Below are 17041 nucleotides of genomic sequence, written 5' to 3'. Positions count from 1 at the left end.
TGATGGAACAGAGAAGTCGGTTGGGTGTACTTGGCGGAATGGGGCCGAAGGCGACGAGCGTATTTATCGATCAAATTATCGAGAGTACGGTTGCGGACAGAGATCAGGATCATATTGATATGGTCATACTCAATCATGCTTCGCTTCCGGATCGAACTCATGTCATTCTTGAGAATAGTCCCGAACAGTTTCTGCGGATGATTGAGAAGGATATCCGGCTGCTGGAGTATGCCGAGGTATCCAATATCGCAATCCCGTGCAACACGGCGCATTACTACGTAGACGAGATGCAGCAGATGACGCAGATTCCGATTATCAACATGGTGGAAGAGTCCATCAAGGTCATCCACGAGGCATATGGCGATGGCTGTAAAGTCGGCATTCTTGCTACGAATGGGACGCTGCACAGCGGAATCTACAGTGAATCTGCGCGGAAGCATAAGCTCGTGCCGCATCTGCCGTCAGATGCGATGCAGCAGCAAATCATGAATATGATCTACAAGGATATCAAGCGCGGCGTGCAAATCGACCCGCAGGAGCTTGAGGATATCATTCATCTGTTAATTACGGAAGATGGATGTCAGTGTATCATTATCGCTTGCACGGAGCTGTCGATTGTTCCCCTTAGCGAAGGGACGAAGCAGCACTGTGTCGATGCGATGGATGTGCTGGTGAAGCGTTCCATCGAGCTGTCCCTGTAAATGTGAAAAACCGTCAGAACCCTCTGACGGTTTTTGTTTATTTGGTCGCAGCTACGGATACAGTGGCATCTTTGCTGGCATCGGTATACTTCCGAATAATCGAAACTTCAACGCGGCGGTTCTTGGCACGTCCAACGTTGGATGTATTCTGCGCAATCGGGCGATACTCGCCGAAGCCGATTGTACTGAATAGATGCGGATCAAGCTTCTTATTCAGAAGCAGGATGTCCATGAAACGGATGGCCCGCATGGAGCTTAGCTCCCAGTTGGATTCGAACTCTTTATTGTTAATCGGTACATTATCGGTATGGCCGGATACTTTCACTTCGTAATCCGGGTACTTCTGCAGCATGTTGGAAATTTCAACGGCCAGCTTGCGCGAATCCGGCTTGACCTTCGCACTGCCCGGTGAGAACAAGGAGCTGTCGGAGATCGTGATCGTAAGCTGGGATTGGTTGAGCTTCGTATCGAGCTGCGTAGTCAGGCCATTCGTCTTAATGTACTGGTCGACTTGTTTCTTGAGCTTCTCGAGGTCCTCTTGTTCCTTCTGCTTCAGAGCCTCGATGTCTTTCTTCTGCATATCTTCGTTGGCTTCGCGGCGTCTGGTTTGAGTGGCATCTTCAAACTGATGGGCGTTGCTGATGACTGCGGATTGTTCCAGTACGCCAATACCGCTGCTGAACGCAATATTGAAGGCTTTGCTCATATCTTGAAATTTCTTCGAATCGGTCGAACTCATCGCATACAATACGATAAATAAGGCGAGTAATAGGGTAAGGAGATCGGCATATGGAATCAACCAGGTTTCGTCGATGTGCTCCTCGTGATGTTCGCTTTTATGCTTTTTGCTCAACGGCCTCGGCTCCCTTCTGACTCAGTTTAATACGTTCAGTTGGTGTTAAGAAGACCGAGAGCTTCTGGTTAATCGCGATGGTGGAAACACCGGATTGGATGGACAGCAGGCCTTCAACCATCATGAGGCGCAGTTCAACCTCACGCTTGGAAAGACGCTTGAGCTTATTGGCAATGGGGTGCCACAATACATAACCGGTGAATATACCTAGAAGAGTAGCAACGAACGCGGCTGCGATCGCATGTGCGAGCTTCTCCATGTCACTCATATCGGCAAGTGCCGCGATCAGGCCGATTACGGCGCCAAGAACCCCGAGCGTAGGTGCATACATGCCGGCTTGGGAGAAGATAAGAGCTCCCGCGCGGTGACGTTCTTCGGTAGCGGCAATGTCCTCGAGCAGTACGTCGCGTACGAGGTCTTGGTCATTACCGTCTATGATCATTCTCATCCCATTGCGAAGGAACATATCTTGAATATCGTCTACTTTGGATTCTAGTGCTAGAAGGCCCTCACGACGTGTGATTGTTGCCCACTCCATGAAGAGGGCGATGACTTCTTCGCGTGGCAGCAGCTTCTGAACGGTGAAGATCATTTTGATCAGCTTCGGGAATTTCTTCAGTTCGCTCAGCGGGAAGCCAATGAAGAGTGAGGCTGCAGTTCCGACAATGATAATCATAAATGCAGCGGGGTTAGCTAAATTGGAGATTGGAGCACCCTTCAGCGTCATACCGACGAGAACGGCTATGAGTCCAAGTGCGATACCAATTACAGTAGATTTTTCCATGACACACCTCGTCTAATAAGATAATAAGGACATTGTAACCGACCTAATCGGTTATGCCCCGGAGAACGGGAAACAGCTTTAGACAATCTGATGTGTCAGACTGACAAAATGAACAGCATTTCGACAATTCTATCTCTATTTATTATCGTCAGAAAGAGCGCTCAGATTAGAGCAAAATGGATGTTTTAGCAGTTTTCATCTGATTTCGTGTAAAATGAAGACATAAGAGGCGAGAATAAGAGCTGAAAGTGGGGCAATTGGAAATGGGAGTTAAACATGCAAGGGAATACAGCGATATTCTAAGCGAGTTGGCGGAAGCCATGCATTCTATCGGGGATGGCTATCTGTTCTTCGAAATGGAGACGGCGGACTGGGAAGATCTGGAGGAAGCGCAGCGAGTCGAGTTAATGGAGGCGCTCGCAGATGATGTTTTCTATGCGCTAGGTGAGGAGCCTGTCCTTCATGTAGGCGGAGGTGTCGTGGCTTACCGTCCGAAACATCACGTTATTGAAGTGTCGGTGGATCAGAAGGAAATTCGGATAATCCGATTAATTTAAGGACGTTCTGAATGATATGGGGGAGGTGCGCCTATTGGTTAAAATGGTGAAAATGCAATCCGAAGCGGCTGACGAGGCTATTGCGGCACTCCCCGGATGGTCACGCCAGGATGAGAAATGGATGCAGGGGAGCTACCGATTCGGCACGTTCGTGGAGGCGATTGCCTTCGTGGGTAAGGTTGCTGACATTGCGGAGGCGATGAACCATCATCCGTTCATTGGCATTGATTACAAGAAAGTAACGCTGCGTTTGACGACTTGGCATGCGGGGGGCTTAACGGAGCTCGATATGCAGTCGGCGGAGCGCTATAATGAGGTCTATCGGACGTCGATTCCCGGGAACGGGTAATCGGCGTTTTTTTGTGCTGGTTACGCCCCTATTATTGGGTGATTTGTAAGAGATGTGGGCGGAGACTTTACAACCTAATGCGGCTACTTTACAATAGGTGGAACTAGCGATGTCAGAAAATATGACATCATATTCCAAGATTCGGGGAGCAACGGTGATGGCGGAAGCGCAGCGCATGCAAAATGGCTTGCATGAGGATCTATATAAGGATATGATCAGTCGACTTGTTCCGTATTATCAGCCGATACTTGCGCTTGATACGAGGCGGATCATGGGCTATGAAGCGCTTGGTCGCATTCGCGCGGGTGAAGGAGTACGGAGTGTGGGGCCTTTCTTCGCGGACAAGACCGTGCCGATGGCGGAGCAGATTCGGGTGGACCGAAACTTGCGGGAGCAGGCGCTGGCGAAATTTGCGGCGAGTGATCCGGAGTATGGGAAGCTATTCATTAATTTAAAGCCTTCGTGGATTTATCAAACCTATGTGGCCACCGGGGAGCTTCCGACGCTGCAGCTGCTTGATAAATATAAGATTGATCCGCGGCGGGTCGTCATTGAAATTACCGAGGAGTCGTTTCTGGGGCCGATGGAGCAGCTGCGCGCGGTAGTGGATTTATACAGGGATTATGGGTGCCTGATTGCTATCGACGATGTGGGCAGCGGGTTTAGCAGCATTGACCGTATTGCCCAAATTCAGCCTCATATTCTGAAGATCGATATTCATATGCTCCAGAAGAGCGAGCGGCACAGCGGTTACTATGGCGTGATGCGCTCCTTCTCTACATTGGCGGATCAAATTGGCGCCTCCTTGCTGGTGGAAGGCGTGGAAACCGAGCAAGATTTGCAGCGGGCGATTGAAATTGGTGCACGGTATGTGCAGGGGTTTCTGTTCTCGCCTGCGGTGGCCGCTTTCCGGCCGGCACTGTCGTTCGCCGGACTGCTGGAGGCGGGACTGGATCGGCGCCGGGCACGAATGCTGCATGTAGAGCGGCACTGGAGTGCGGAAGCGGAACGGGTGCAGCTGGCGGTTGATCAGGTATGGGAGGCATTCGCTAATCGCGGCTGTGCTGCAGGAGATGAGTTCATTGAGGCGCTGCTGGACGGGGTGCTTTTGGCAGACTCGCCTTGCATTCGCCTCTATCTATGCAGCAAAGACGGCATTCAAATGAGCGCTAATTATCAACGAGTCAGCGATGGTGGGTGGCATAGAGAGCCGCAATATCAGGGTCATAATTGGAGCTGGCGGCCTTATTTTATCCCATTATCTGCTCAGTTCACAGATCGGCCTCAAGCGATGGTTTCGCAGACGTACACGGATCTCGATTCCTTCGACCGCATCCGGACTATATCGGTACCGGTTGGCGGCAGCTGCATTCTGTTTCTGGATGCGGCCGAGCTCGAAGGTGAACGCTAATAGAAAAGAGCCCGCCCCGCGCAGGAAGCGCTTGGGACGGGCTCTTATTTTGTCATACGATGGATTATCCGCTTGGGTGCGGAAGGGGGGGACGTTAGTCTTCTGCCGACACTTTGGAGAAGAAGGATAAACTGTATAGGGCAGCTACCCCGACAACAATGTACACGATCTTGGCCCCTACGGAATCTGACCCGTCAAAAACTTCTGAAACGACATCATACTCAAATAGCCCCACTGCCAACCAATTCAGGCCGCCGAGAATTAGGACTAATAAGCTGACGATGTTCAAAACTTTCATTGGACCCGCCTCCTTTAAAAGTAATGACTCGTGACACTACTACGGATATGCGGCATCGGGAGCTTTTAGCACGATAAAAAAGAAAGCGCCGCCCGTGTAAGGCCGCGCTGTTGTGCGTATATGTGCGATTATGGAGCGTAACACATGCAGTGTACGTCGACCGATCCGGTGGCTGTTTGCTTGGCATAAGTGTCGGTAATGACAAACTTGGCGCGTTCGTAGGTGCGTATGGCGCGCGTGTTCCAGACATGCACTTCAAGGTCGATTTCGTCGGTTGGTGCGCGGTGGATGGCTTCTGCAACTATGGCTTGTACCAGTGAAAGACCGAATCCTGTGCCGCATAGGTCTGGTCGTAATCCAAGTCCGATGCGGGTTACGCCGAGCAAGGGGAAGAACTGTGCGAAGCCGACTAAGTGGCCGTCTTCATTCGTCACCGCGGCATATTGCTGCTTCCGGACATAGGCGTCACCAAACTCGATGCCGAGCTGCTGCATGACTTCCCAGGTGGACCAATTGTAGAAATCGTAGGGTGGTTCATATCGCCAGGTGCTGAGCTCCTCGGCTAATGCGTCGGATAGCGGCACGACGGTAAATTGGGATTTGGCAGGCAGGGCTTGGTCGGTGTCGGTGGAAGCGGTCATGGATGCGTTGGCTCCTTGTGGCGGAATTTCGGAATTCAGGGATTGTAAACCTCTTTATCGTAGCAGAAATGGGTAGTGCGTGGAAGCGGGGTTGCAAGAACGGGGGAGGCTGTGTGAAATGAAAAAGGTGGAACGCAAAAGAATTGCGATCCACCTTTTTCGATTTGCTTGCAAGAGAGGGAGTTATCGGCCGAACTTAGTAGCGGTCCATGATTAGCTGTGTTTTGAGCGAATCCTGCGCTAGGAACCAGCCTTTACCCTGCAGGAAGGTGATCAATTGGTCATGTTTGGTGGAAGCTGTCGTGACGCTGGTTGTTTTGAAGGAAGCCTCAACGACGTACTCGGTACCGGTGCCTGCAGCGTTCTTTATCGGCCATACTTCAATGTATAACTGCATGCCGCTCCAAGTGCCTACCGAACGTTTAGCTAACACGGGGCCATAATAGCGGGAGCTTTGCAGCTTGGTTGTTCCCCATCCACTGGAGACCCAGTTGTTGAACTTATCAGGCGCGTTGCTAATCATCAGACTGCGAGCGTCAGTGATCGAGGGAAGATCCATGCCGCTATAACCGGATTTGCTGCCACTCTTGGTGCGAGTAATGCTGAGGGTTTGCTTCTGGTAACCCCATTCCACTTGTGCTTCATAATTGCTGTCGCCGGAGTTAAAGCCTTCGTTGTTCGCCTGTGTCAGGGCTGCGTTGATATTATTGTTCGTGATGGCGTAGCGTTTCTTGTAGCTGAGCTCGAAGTCGGATTCCCCTTCTGTTTTGCGAATGCGCGGGCTCCATCCGTTGTTGTAAATATCTTTGGCGGAGGTGTCAAGGAAAGCGACGTTCATCTTCGTTACGGTTGTCGGCATGCTAAATGTGCTTAGTACCGTGCTTGTCAGCTTAAAATCGCTCCCCAGCACGACAGCCGGATTCAGCAGCAGCTTCACTTCGTAGTCCGGTACCATGTTGCTTGCGGCATGCGCCGTAGTCGGCTCCATGGAGGATCCCATTAGCAAGGTGGCCCCAACTGTAATAGCAAGTGAAGCGGTGAGCAACAAACGTTTAAACATTAATCGTCAACTCCCTTTCAACTGTTGGAATTTGGTAATCCTAAGTGATCGTAAGGGAGATTTGTTCGCCAGTCGTCAATACAAGCTAAATACTTTGTAAACGAGCTATGTCAAAACTACAATTGGCCAATTGAAATCATGTATAATTTAAGCTAATGGAGTCTATTCAATAGGATAAGGAAGGCGGCAAATAGAATGAAAAATATCGTATCGCTCAAATGGTTGCTCGCTCGTATGTATGAATCGGATGTTGTAATCGTGGACTGCCGCTTCCAGCTGGGCAAGCCGGAGTCCGGCCGTGAGGCTTATAACGAATCGCATATTCCGGGTGCGGTGTATTTGGATCTGGAGAAGGATTTGTCTTCGGCGATTACGGAGCATGGCGGTCGACATCCGCTGCCGGACATTGCAGAATTAACGGGAACATTGAGTCGCGCGGGGATTGGCAATGCTTCGCGTGTTATTGCTTATGACGATCAAGGTGGTGCAATGGCATCACGTCTGTGGTGGCTGCTCAAGTACCTCGGCCATGAGCAGGTGTTTGTGCTGGATGAAGGCTTTACGGCTTGGAAGAATGCTGGTTTCCCTGTGTCGGCGGACCAAAAGGTTCTTATTCCTAGTCCGTTCTTCGCGACCGTGCAGCATAACATGCTTGTTGAGGTCGATGAAGTGCAGGAGAAGCTGGGCAAAGCCGGCGTGACGCTTATTGATTCGCGTGAAGGCGCGCGTTATCGCGGCGAGGTTGAGCCGATCGACCGCGTAGCCGGTCATATCCCGGGCGCGATTAACCGCTTCTGGGCGGAAGGCCGCAGTGCGAACGGGCAGTGGAAGAGCGCCGAGGAGCAGTCGGCGCGGTTCGAAGGGCTGGCGCAGGACGGCGAGACGATTGTTTACTGCGGCTCGGGTGTGACGGCTTGTCCGAATGTGCTGGCGTTGCAGGAAGCCGGCTTTACGAATGTAAGGCTGTATGCGGGGAGCTGGAGTGATTGGATTAGTTACGAGGGGAATCCGATTGCGACGGGGGACGAAGAAGAGCCAAAAGGCGAATAATAGTATGTAAACTTCAAAAACAGAGCGCGGTGAGCTAAATGCCGTCGCTCTGTTTTTGTTATGCGTCAAAGTCAACACGGAGTCAACAATTACCTAGACAATGAGTTAGTGTAAATCTTGCTTCTAAAGTTTGTTCTTATATTTCGGAGTAATACTATTTCTTTATCTTCGAACAATGACATGCACTAAATCAACAAATATAGATTTTTGAAGGTCAATCAACAGAAAATTAATTTTGTATCGTTAAAGATTTGTAGTACGTGTAGGAGAGAAAACCAAAAATTTATTGGAAAATATGGTCAATTGGAGTACTCTGTTGTTAGAGAATATTAATAGTATCGAAGGAGTGAAAATATGACTATTAGCCTATGTTTTTTTAATAATAAAGGTGGGGTAGGTAAGACAACACTAACTTGCAATATAGCATCCTATTTAGCCACAGCTCACAAGAAAAGTGTACTAGTTGTTGATGCAGACCCACAGTGTAATGCTACACAATATATTTTATCGGCTCAAGAAACTGAGGATTTATTTGGATCTAGCCCAAGAAATACAATTCTTGATGTAATACTTCCCCTAGAAGAGGGGAATGCGAATATAAATGTCAATATTCAGCCTGTAGAAAAGAATAAGAACAGATTTAATGTCGACTTACTACCTGGTCACCCCAAGATCTCATTGTTTGAGGATAAATTCAGTAGAGCATGGTTGGATTTAAACAATGATGTAGGTGCATTAAGAACGACAAACTGGTGCTATCAGTTAAACTCAGCAATGTCAGGGTCATATGACATTATTATTTATGATGTGGGTCCGAGTCTAGGTGCACTCAACAGAACAATCCTATTAGGATGTGATTTTTTTGTGAGTCCGATGGGATGCGATACTTTTAGTATTATGGGAGTAAACAATATATCGGAATGGTTAAATGATTGGCATGCCCTTTATAATTCAAACCTAAGCTTCATTAGTGAAAGAAAAACAGAGTTAGTTGATAAATATAGGACAAGCATTGTAGGGAACATTGAGTTTCAATCAAGATTTATTGGTTACACTGTACAGCAGTATATTGTTACGAAGAGTGCTGGCAGTAGAACAAGACCAACGAGAGCATTTGAAACAATTCTTAACAAAATTCCGGGTGAAATTAAATCTAATTTAAAAGGCTTTGTGCCAGCTAAAGTGGATGAGAATAAGCTGAGATTAGGAGATGTGCCACATCTTTATAGTTTAGTGCCACTTTCACAATCTGCAAATGTACCAATTTTTTTATTAGAAGGCAGAGATGGCGTGGTAGGTTCCCAATATGCACAACTTAATAACTACAACCAAATGCTAAAGTTAATTACTGAGAGCCTTCTTGAAAATATAGAGGGGGCGGTTTCATGACTACAGAATCCAATATTATGGATGTATCTCTGCCCAAGGAAGTGTTACAAGAGGAAGGTACGATTGAAGATAGGGAGGTCATTAAATGGCCATCTTCCCTAGTTGCTGAATTAGCAGAGCGAAGATGTGTTATTGTCCTTGGTTCGGGTGCCTCTGCTGCTTCCCAAAATAGTATCGGTAAAAGTCCTAAGGATTGGGGGGGCTTTTTAAGAGAAGGCATAAGAAGAATGAATAATGAAGATGCGAAAGCAGTAGCTAGTGAATTCTGTGTTAAGAAAAATTATTTAGATGCTGCTCAAATTATGAAAGACCATATTAACCCTGGTGACTATGATGATTTCATGCAAGAAGAATTTAACCCTACGGATGCTTATCAACCGTCTGAAATCCATAAAACTGTTTTGTTACTAGATCCTAAAATAGTCATAACAACCAACTATGATAAAATCTATGATAATTTGTGTATGCAACAACCTTCATATAATGTTCTCAAGTATTATGATAGTAATGTTCTTGATGACATAAGGTCAAGGAAACGATTAATTTTAAAAGCTCATGGTTGTGTCAGTAATACAACACAGACAATATTAACAAGAGGCGATTATTTTGCCGCTAGGGATCGATATTCATCATTTTATCGAATATTAGACTCATTGTTCCTTGTAAATACTCTGCTTTTTATTGGGAATGGTCTGTCAGACCCTGATATAAATCTTCTTTTAGAAAATGCCAATATATCATCAAAGTGTACCAGACCACACTACATATTGTCAGGAGATAACTGGAATCTATCGGTGAAAAAAGCGGTAAAATCCACTTATAATTTAGAATTCTTAGAGTATCCCGCAGGAAAGTATGAATTAATTGTGCCAGCATTGAATGATCTTTTAGAGCTAGTGTTAACTCATCGTCGTGAGAACGGGTTACAATAAGTTAGCATGACCACGATTTGTAGAATTATATAGTCTCGGTTCTCACTTTGTATACCGAGCGATTTATGCGTATCATGTTGAAGCAAATTCCGTGATTGGAGTGATTGGATTACGTATAGTGAGAACGCGATTACGGTGGGGGATGAAGAGTATCCTAGAAAAGCATAACTGTCAGTAGTATTCTAATACAGACACGGTGTCACCAGCCCCATCGCTCTGTGTTTTTTATGCTTCGAAATTAACAGCAGATCAACAAGCTACTCTGAAGTATTTACAGAGCGCTTCGAGCTTAACGCGTATTCCAAACAAACTGCTGTGCATTGGTATCATCAAGAATGACCGGACGGTTGCGTTTCGTTATCCGGATTGCCGAGAGGTCAATTTAATCTGAAGATATTATTACAAATATTTCCATTTAATTTGGTGATAGAATTAATAATACCAGAGTAAAGTCCCCAAAAAGGATGTTGTCACCACGGAAGAGATGGAAACGATAAACTAATAAAAGTTATTGAAAAGAGGGTAATAAAGTGAGCGTATCAAAAGGCGTATGGTATCAAATTTTATTACAAAGAGCAAATGAGGCAATTGAAGCTAAATATTATTTAGAAGCAATCTTTATATACTATTCAATTATTGACGATAGAACTAAATCATTACTTAATAAACTTGGTCACACTGTTCCTCGTAATTTAAAACCTAGATTAAATAAATTGAGCAGAAGTACAAACTATACAAATATAAATGTATTCAATGCAATCCATCAAATTAAAGATGCAGATGGTAATGTCGTAGAAAATCTTACACCTCTTAAAGATGTTCTGAATTGGAGTCAAGATGAAAGAAATCCACTTCAACATGGTCAAGCTGACCTACGCGATTATTTAGCCAAATCCGGAAATGTACTACCATTAGACGAATGGGAGATAATTGCTAAAAATGGAAGAGATGTAACAACCCGGCTATGCTCTGCAATACTAAGAGCGAATAAGATCCTAAAGTAATGCTTTACACAGATTAAAATAAAAGCTTGGGACTAGACTGACCCCGTTTCTGAGACAGGGATCAATACACCTTTTAAGTTAAGCGGCCAATCGTCGAAAATCAATTGGCAACAAGTTATTTAGTTTTGTGTGAATAATCATTGAGTTACAGTAGTGAATGTATTCTCGAACGGTCTGCTCCCTGGATTTCTTCATTATGAATTAGACCCGTTCCATACCGGTGGAAGGGCAAGTGTAGAGTATGGAAATAATGCATTAAGCATTATCTTTGACAGAATTTTTATCACGCTAAAAGGTGAATCATTAATTCTGTTTTTATAAAGATGGAGCCTGCCCTTTGGCAGGCTCTTAACGTCTTCACATTTAGAGTGATAAAATAAACTGTACCATAGTAATTGCGCAGTTGGAGTGATTGGATTATGTATGAGGGGAATCCGATAGCGGTCGGGAACAAAGAAGAAAAGAAAGGGGAATAGTAGTATGTAAGTTTATAATACAGAGCGCGTGTGGATGCCGATGCTCTGTATTTTTATGCATTTAAGTCAACATGGAGTCAACAAGTGCTGTTAAAATAGTCCAGATCGTTGAAGATTGACTTGACCCCGTTTATCGGTAGAGCCTTTGAATCAACAAAAGGATAGGATCCTCAGTTTATCAACTACGAATCAACCCCGGTGGATAATGTAAGGAGAAAAGATTATATGAGAAGCGAGCAGGTAATTGGATAAATTTGTCGAAATATCTAGTCACGACTAGTAGCTCAGGAGGAATTTGGTGAAAAAAGATTACTCTAACTTAACAATAATTGAAGAAATAAATAAGAAGATAAACTCATTTAATACAACAAGAGAAAACCGGATGTACCTAGGTGAAAGGTTAAAAGGATACAGTGATAGTTGGAAAGTTATATTTTTCTTTTTAAACTTAGAAGCAGTCATTTTTGTGATTTTTTCATTAGTTCCTGAGCTAAACAGCTCCTTTTTAAGTGTGTTTTCGGGGGTATTTTCTATTTATGCAATACTATTACAGTATTATATAAACGAGCAGAGTTATGATAAAAGATCTCTAAAAGCCCATTATCATCAGTTGGAAATAGAAGATTTAATTCTAAGATTAAAAATAATATTTATTCGGTACAACGCGTTAGAAAAAAGTGAAATGAAAATCAATCTCATTAGTGAATATGAAACAATTATAAACCAGTACCAGATATCAATTAAAAATAACGAGAACCACGATCCTATAGATAACGAAAAACGATTATCGAAAATTTCGCCAGTTCAAAGTACGGTAGAGGAAGAAGAACTACGTGGAAAAAAGAATATAAACGATAATACTGTTGATAAATTTAATATGATTTTTAATAGAGTGGTAATAGTTGTTGTTCCTGTACTCATTGCAATTTATGTTTTGTGTTATTAATAAAAAATTGAGGATGAGCTTTGTATATGTGTGAGTCAAACCAAATAGCTCAGTTAGCCCTAAAGTATGTAATGAGTATGTCATACTCGAAAAAATATAACCCACAAGCTATTGCTAATATTCGGACATTTAGCAACTATAATGATTATGATATCTCCATTTTTAATGAATCGGCGGTAGAATTTTGTTCTAAAAGTGAGTGCCGCAAAGTCAGAGATTTTATTTATAAAAGTGACTACTTTACTCCAAGAAGGATGTATCTTATCAGTCCAGTTTATTATGTATATTACACTACCTTGGTGTTTAAATTAGTAGAAAAGTACCTGAAGAATACCACACAATTAGATTTTTCTCGTGGGATGATGAGTGTTTTTTACTCGGGATTCTTAGATATTGATCCATTACATACAAATATAAAAAAACAAGCTCAATTTAATGAGAGTTATAAAAAGTTTCAAGAGAAGAGAGAGGAGTTTTTTGGTTATCCGGTTTTGAAAATTGATATTCAGGATTTCTTTCATTCTATAAAAATAAGTGAGCTGATGAAAAAGCTAAGAAGAATATTTGGGGATGAAAAGTTAATTGATGATTTAGAATACTTTTTTGTTCATTGCCAATTCGACAGCCTTCCTCAGATTCATTATTCAATAGCATCTTCAATATTAGCACAGTTCTACCTGATTGATTTTGATAGGAAGATGCAATCCGTTCTTTTTAGAGATAATTTACAAATGGTTAGATTTGTAGATGACATGTATATAGTTTTTTTAGATGGAATAAATAGTGTTAAGAGGAACAATAGATTATTAAATGAGATCAGTTTTTTTTTATGGGAAGATCAGCTAGTTATTAATTCCAGCAAAACAAAAATGTTATCAGCTGAAGAATACGAGAGTGATTATGAACTAATAAAGATAAATTATGATCAAACCCATTATTCTACGGAGAAGCTTGTGGATATTAAGGCTCAAGAAGTATTAGAAAATGATGAGCTTGCTGAATTAGTTGAGAAACTATGTGATCTTGAAAGAGAGAACGGAGTAGATCTTCAGGAATATTCTATTTTAATGAAGAGATACTTGTCTATTAATGGAGAGGAAATTGGAAAGGTATTAAATAATATAATATTCTCAGGTAAATGGAGGGGCTTAGACTCTAAAAAACTAATTAAAATAATAGAAAACTGGAGATATATATTATTTAATCCTACTCAATTTACAGTACTATTCATTTTAATTTATAGGTTCTTGGAAAAACAAAATAGTATATTTGATGATGGTAGAAAAGTAAAAGAAATTTTAAGTTATCTCTATAAAGAAGAAGTTTTTACTTTTAGAGATACTCTAGTAGCAGTAGCATATTTATATCAAAGTAATTTTAATAGCGTTGATTTGGTAAGTAGAATAAGAGAGGTTAACAGTGATTATGTAGAATTTACCGAAATTTATATATTGGAATAGATCTATAATTCTTCGCTGTGTCTAAGGCCCTAGTGCTGCTGTGTTGGTAGGCAAATTAAGAAGAAAAATAAAGTTAAGAATTTCGGTCAGATTGCTCCATTAAAATGTAACCTAGCTGGTGTTGAGGATCCAAAAAATAATTATAGAATCTTACAACATTTTTATGAGAAAGAGTATATAGTATCTTTATTTCATCGATAAAACTATTAAAACAATCTTCTTTTTATTACCATCGGATGGTTCATGTTTTTTACAAATAAGGAAAGTGCTTAATAACTCATATTTTAGTAACGCTGTCCCATTTAAATCCCCTACGTACGAGACGAATCCGATTGCGGTTGGGGAAGAGTAAGAGCGGAAAGTTGAATATTAGTATTGAAGTTCATAGCACAGAGCACGGCAAGATGATTGCCGATGCTCTGTATTTTTATGCGCTGAAGTCAGCATGAAAGAAACAAATGTATGCAGATGCTGTATTTGTTTAACGATTTATTGATATTTTTCTTGATAACCTAGAATTATGGCGAGGGGTGCAAGTGTTGTGAAAATGATTTTTTGGATATACCAAGGCGGCTTAACCACCTGAATTGCATGTTGATGATATAAGGCGGGACGTGACATGCGAACCAAATTAGGGAGCCCTTTCTTATTGAGTTTACCGTCTCTTGCCCATGCGAAATAGGTTATAAAAAATTCATCCGTATTCAATGCAGGTGAAAATCTTTGAATCGTATGAGCCTCCTCGCTAGCATCTTCATTCCAAAAACGATGAGGTACCCCAGCAGGAACCTCGATGGTTTCGCCCGGACCTAATATTTTAGTATTTCCGTCTACTTCAAAATGAACTTTTCCGGAAATAACCTCACAGGAGCTTATTTGTTTGGGGTGAATATGTATCGGCTCTCTTTCCGTTGTTGGTGGATTAAAAGTTTCAATTTCTAATAAGGATCCATTCGAGTCCTTTCCCGTTATGCGGAAAATCATTCTTTGTCCGGTAAAGGGATTTGTAATGTGAGCAGCGGGCCTTGTCATCGGTAACCTCCTTGGCTCAAATCATTGTTAATTTGCTAACTAGTTTTATAATATTTCATGCAGAATGGAAAAGGTTGTAGAATGTTTTTTTTAATATAAATATTACAATTCCTGGACTTCTAGAGGTTAATGATGCAAAGCGACAATCATTTCCAAGTGCGTGGTATGATTGCATAAACGGGGAAGAATAGGAGCCTATTGCTGTCATAAAGGAGCTGTGTCCAATGAATACGAATAAAAGTACAGAACCGAAACACTCATCAAAAGCAGAAAACATTCTACTGCAGATCAATAGTAAAACGATGCTAGGCGACTTACGAAAAATCGCGAAGGACATTAAAAAAGATCACGAATTAGCTATGGATCTTTGGTCAACCGAAGAGTACCTGCCCAGACTATTGGCCATCTTAATTATGGACAAAAACCTTCTTTCACAAGATGTGCTAGATAAGCTTGATAAGGATATGCAGATTCACACATTTGATGAGCGAAATAACTTAATGGATTGGTTAATGGCGAATCAGCTCACCAAAGACAAGAAGAACATTGCATTGATGGAGTCATGGGAAAATAGTCCTTCTGCTCTTCAAAGGCGAGCCTTCTGGTATCATAAAGCGCGATTGAGATGGACTGGACAAACACCGCCTGATAACAACGCAGACTTACTAACTGCAATTGAAGCTGCTATTACGCAGGAAGAACCGGAAGTTCAATGGGCTATGAATTTCACCGCAGCCTGGATTGGCATCTATGATCAAAAGAATCGAGCACGGTGCATTGAACTTGGTGAGAAAACGGGTCTTTATAAAGATGAAATGGTAGCAAAGAACTGTACGCCTCATTATTTGCCGGAGTTCATTGCGATTGAAGTTAATAAACGAATTAATAAGTAGTTAAGCGGTTGTGGAAGACCGCGAAGAGGAAAGAAAACGGATACTTCCGTCGGAAGTATCCGTTCTTACATCGCTATAGAAAATAACATTGCCTCAAAGGCTAAATCTTTCTTACCTCATACTCAAAGGGCTCTTCACAGGAGTAAATTTCATGGAAGAATCCCTCATACGGAATATCGTCTTCCATGCATTTGATGAGATAGGACAGCCTCTCGTCACATTCCGGTTCTTCACCATGGTTGCGCATCACTTCGAATGCATCAACGATGCTTTCCATGAGGGTTGCTTTAATAAATAAGGGCAGCTTTTCGAGCATTGCATCTTCGATGTTAGTTTCTGATCGGTATCCCGCAAGGACGGTTTCAAAATACTCTTCCATGAACCGTTTGCGTTTGTGGACGTCCTGTTCGAATTGGATCCAGCCGACGCCGTGCGTCCAGACATTTGCCAGATCATACATATACCAACAGAAACAAGCGTTATCGAAATCGAAAACAGTGATTTGCCCGGTATTAAAGTCAATCATGTAATTACCATCGCTGTAATCCAAATGTACCATACCGAAAGACTCGGGACTCTCCTCTAGTGCGGCTAATGTGTCAAGGAGCTCTGCAAACTTCTTCTTAAGCAGAGACAACGAGCCTGGGATCAGCTTGTCGATATAGTCGGTATTGTATTTATCCAAAAAATGATGCCGGCGATGGATAGGGGTATACCCTTTCGACAATTGGTGCATGTTACCGAGGACTTTACCGCAGTTGTAGTAATATTCGGTAATCGGAATCCCTTCCCGATACTGATAATGATTTTCCGCGAGTCCTTTGCCCTTGGCCTTATCGAATACGCAGACAAAGAAGTTTCGGTTAGGATGGGCAATCTCTTCGAGTAGATTTCCGTTCTTGGAGCTGACTACATCCGAGACACTGCAGCCGTGTTCGAACAAATACCGGATATATTCAACTTCTCCCAGGAAATCTTCCCGGCTCCTGTCGCTTAAGAATGCAATTCGGATTACTTTTGCATCGGCGCCTTCTCTCTCGCACGTATATACGACATTCCGCCCTCCGTCATGCGCAGGGACAGGTTGGATGTCATATCCGTCTAACCCGTACAGCTCTGCTATTAGGGGAAGTAAATAGGCGTTGCTAATATGAATTACGTCGTTATGAGTCATAACTCTCTCCTTTAATTACGGAGAGCTAGAA

18 protein-coding genes are annotated in these 17041 nt (G+C 43.0%); 11 read left to right on the top strand and 7 right to left on the bottom strand.

Annotation, left to right across the window (positions count from 1 at the left end; all coding sequences use genetic code 11):
- Positions 1 to 2 precede the first annotated feature (2 nt).
- Positions 3 to 701, top strand: a complete 699-nt coding sequence (cuyB, locus tag AC0YN4_RS26970; RefSeq protein ID WP_475837272.1) for a cysteate racemase — start codon at positions 3 to 5, stop codon at positions 699 to 701.
- 37 nt (positions 702 to 738) lie between these two features.
- Here the strand turns inward: cuyB and motB are convergent, their stop codons facing one another.
- A complete protein-coding gene (gene motB / locus AC0YN4_RS26965; RefSeq protein ID WP_475783659.1) occupies positions 739 to 1554 on the bottom strand; it encodes a flagellar motor protein MotB in 816 nt (271 codons plus the stop codon).
- Positions 1538 to 2338 carry a flagellar motor stator protein MotA gene (gene motA / locus AC0YN4_RS26960; RefSeq protein ID WP_475783660.1) on the bottom strand — a complete coding sequence of 267 codons (801 nt, stop codon included), beginning with the start codon at positions 2336 to 2338 and terminating at the stop codon, positions 1538 to 1540. Before motA ends, motB begins: the two co-directional genes overlap by 17 nt.
- A gap of 263 nt (positions 2339 to 2601) precedes the next feature.
- Between motA and AC0YN4_RS26955 the strand changes: the two genes are divergently transcribed.
- From AC0YN4_RS26955 to AC0YN4_RS26945, 3 genes are all read left to right on the top strand, one after another.
- A complete protein-coding gene (locus AC0YN4_RS26955; protein ID WP_475837271.1) occupies positions 2602 to 2895 on the top strand; it encodes a hypothetical protein in 294 nt (97 codons plus the stop codon).
- A gap of 43 nt (positions 2896 to 2938) precedes the next feature.
- Complete coding sequence (locus AC0YN4_RS26950) at positions 2939 to 3244, top strand: 4a-hydroxytetrahydrobiopterin dehydratase (RefSeq protein ID WP_475783841.1); 306 nt, start codon at positions 2939 to 2941, stop codon at positions 3242 to 3244.
- A gap of 109 nt (positions 3245 to 3353) precedes the next feature.
- Entirely contained in the window at positions 3354 to 4655 is a 1302-nt protein-coding gene (locus AC0YN4_RS26945) for an EAL domain-containing protein (RefSeq protein ID WP_475837270.1), read from the top strand.
- 94 nt (positions 4656 to 4749) lie between these two features.
- Here AC0YN4_RS26945 and AC0YN4_RS26940 read toward each other — a convergent pair whose 3' ends face one another.
- The 3 genes from AC0YN4_RS26940 to AC0YN4_RS26930 all read right to left on the bottom strand — a co-directional run bounded on the left by AC0YN4_RS26940 (position 4750) and on the right by AC0YN4_RS26930 (position 6654).
- Positions 4750 to 4953, bottom strand: a complete 204-nt coding sequence (locus AC0YN4_RS26940) for a DUF378 domain-containing protein (protein ID WP_090983907.1) — start codon at positions 4951 to 4953, stop codon at positions 4750 to 4752.
- A 128-nt stretch (positions 4954 to 5081) separates the two neighbouring features.
- Positions 5082 to 5594, bottom strand: coding sequence for a GNAT family N-acetyltransferase (locus AC0YN4_RS26935; RefSeq protein ID WP_475837269.1), 513 nt, complete (start codon positions 5592 to 5594; stop codon positions 5082 to 5084).
- 196 nt (positions 5595 to 5790) lie between these two features.
- Positions 5791 to 6654 carry a hypothetical protein gene (locus tag AC0YN4_RS26930; protein WP_475837268.1) on the bottom strand — a complete coding sequence of 288 codons (864 nt, stop codon included), beginning with the start codon at positions 6652 to 6654 and terminating at the stop codon, positions 5791 to 5793.
- A 195-nt stretch (positions 6655 to 6849) separates the two neighbouring features.
- On the opposite strand from AC0YN4_RS26930, the gene AC0YN4_RS26925 reads away from it, so the two are divergent.
- The 6 genes from AC0YN4_RS26925 to AC0YN4_RS26900 all read left to right on the top strand — a co-directional run bounded on the left by AC0YN4_RS26925 (position 6850) and on the right by AC0YN4_RS26900 (position 13911).
- Positions 6850 to 7704 (top strand): sulfurtransferase, encoded by an 855-nt coding sequence (locus AC0YN4_RS26925; RefSeq protein WP_475837267.1) that lies wholly within the window; start codon positions 6850 to 6852, stop codon positions 7702 to 7704.
- A gap of 354 nt (positions 7705 to 8058) precedes the next feature.
- On the top strand, positions 8059 to 9093 hold the full coding sequence (locus AC0YN4_RS26920; protein ID WP_475837266.1) for a ParA family protein: 1035 nt from the start codon (positions 8059 to 8061) through the stop codon (positions 9091 to 9093).
- Positions 9090 to 10025: an SIR2 family protein gene (locus AC0YN4_RS26915; RefSeq protein WP_475837265.1), complete on the top strand. Its 936-nt coding sequence runs from the start codon at positions 9090 to 9092 to the stop codon at positions 10023 to 10025. Before AC0YN4_RS26920 ends, AC0YN4_RS26915 begins: the two co-directional genes overlap by 4 nt.
- 530 nt (positions 10026 to 10555) lie before the next feature.
- Complete coding sequence (locus AC0YN4_RS26910; RefSeq protein WP_475837264.1) at positions 10556 to 11029, top strand: hypothetical protein; 474 nt, start codon at positions 10556 to 10558, stop codon at positions 11027 to 11029.
- 774 nt (positions 11030 to 11803) lie between these two features.
- Positions 11804 to 12451, top strand: a complete 648-nt coding sequence (locus AC0YN4_RS26905) for an SLATT domain-containing protein (protein ID WP_475837263.1) — start codon at positions 11804 to 11806, stop codon at positions 12449 to 12451.
- 26 nt (positions 12452 to 12477) lie between these two features.
- The gene (locus tag AC0YN4_RS26900; RefSeq protein ID WP_475837262.1) at positions 12478 to 13911 is read left to right on the top strand and encodes a reverse transcriptase domain-containing protein; all 1434 of its coding nucleotides are present in this window, start codon (positions 12478 to 12480) and stop codon (positions 13909 to 13911) included.
- Positions 13912 to 14400: 489 nt separating this feature from the next.
- Here the strand turns inward: AC0YN4_RS26900 and AC0YN4_RS26895 are convergent, their stop codons facing one another.
- Complete coding sequence (locus AC0YN4_RS26895; RefSeq protein WP_475837261.1) at positions 14401 to 14943, bottom strand: cupin domain-containing protein; 543 nt, start codon at positions 14941 to 14943, stop codon at positions 14401 to 14403.
- 224 nt (positions 14944 to 15167) lie between these two features.
- Between AC0YN4_RS26895 and AC0YN4_RS26890 the strand changes: the two genes are divergently transcribed.
- Positions 15168 to 15836 (top strand): DNA alkylation repair protein, encoded by a 669-nt coding sequence (locus tag AC0YN4_RS26890; protein ID WP_475837260.1) that lies wholly within the window; start codon positions 15168 to 15170, stop codon positions 15834 to 15836.
- Between the two features lie 100 nt (positions 15837 to 15936).
- Here AC0YN4_RS26890 and AC0YN4_RS26885 read toward each other — a convergent pair whose 3' ends face one another.
- The gene (locus AC0YN4_RS26885; protein WP_475837259.1) at positions 15937 to 17010 is read right to left on the bottom strand and encodes a phosphotransferase enzyme family protein; all 1074 of its coding nucleotides are present in this window, start codon (positions 17008 to 17010) and stop codon (positions 15937 to 15939) included.
- Positions 17011 to 17041 lie beyond the last annotated feature (31 nt).

This window comes from Paenibacillus sp. J22R3 (assembly GCF_056269305.1).
This window is presented reverse-complemented; position numbering and strand designations above follow the sequence as displayed.

Coding starts and splice junctions, on each gene's coding strand:
- AC0YN4_RS26950 (WP_475783841.1), top strand. CDS start 2,939: ATGGTGAAAATGCAATCCGAAGCGGCTGACGAGGCTATTGCGGCACTC.
- AC0YN4_RS26920 (WP_475837266.1), top strand. CDS start 8,059: ATGACTATTAGCCTATGTTTTTTTAATAATAAAGGTGGGGTAGGTAAG.
- AC0YN4_RS26935 (WP_475837269.1), bottom strand. CDS start 5,594: ATGACCGCTTCCACCGACACCGACCAAGCCCTGCCTGCCAAATCCCAA.
- AC0YN4_RS26915 (WP_475837265.1), top strand. CDS start 9,090: ATGACTACAGAATCCAATATTATGGATGTATCTCTGCCCAAGGAAGTG.
- AC0YN4_RS26945 (WP_475837270.1), top strand. CDS start 3,354: ATGTCAGAAAATATGACATCATATTCCAAGATTCGGGGAGCAACGGTG.
- cuyB (WP_475837272.1), top strand. CDS start 3: ATGGAACAGAGAAGTCGGTTGGGTGTACTTGGCGGAATGGGGCCGAAG.
- AC0YN4_RS26940 (WP_090983907.1), bottom strand. CDS start 4,953: ATGAAAGTTTTGAACATCGTCAGCTTATTAGTCCTAATTCTCGGCGGC.
- AC0YN4_RS26900 (WP_475837262.1), top strand. CDS start 12,478: ATGTGTGAGTCAAACCAAATAGCTCAGTTAGCCCTAAAGTATGTAATG.
- AC0YN4_RS26885 (WP_475837259.1), bottom strand. CDS start 17,010: ATGACTCATAACGACGTAATTCATATTAGCAACGCCTATTTACTTCCC.
- motA (WP_475783660.1), bottom strand. CDS start 2,338: ATGGAAAAATCTACTGTAATTGGTATCGCACTTGGACTCATAGCCGTT.
- AC0YN4_RS26955 (WP_475837271.1), top strand. CDS start 2,602: ATGGGAGTTAAACATGCAAGGGAATACAGCGATATTCTAAGCGAGTTG.
- AC0YN4_RS26890 (WP_475837260.1), top strand. CDS start 15,168: ATGAATACGAATAAAAGTACAGAACCGAAACACTCATCAAAAGCAGAA.
- AC0YN4_RS26925 (WP_475837267.1), top strand. CDS start 6,850: ATGAAAAATATCGTATCGCTCAAATGGTTGCTCGCTCGTATGTATGAA.
- AC0YN4_RS26895 (WP_475837261.1), bottom strand. CDS start 14,943: ATGACAAGGCCCGCTGCTCACATTACAAATCCCTTTACCGGACAAAGA.
- AC0YN4_RS26930 (WP_475837268.1), bottom strand. CDS start 6,654: ATGTTTAAACGTTTGTTGCTCACCGCTTCACTTGCTATTACAGTTGGG.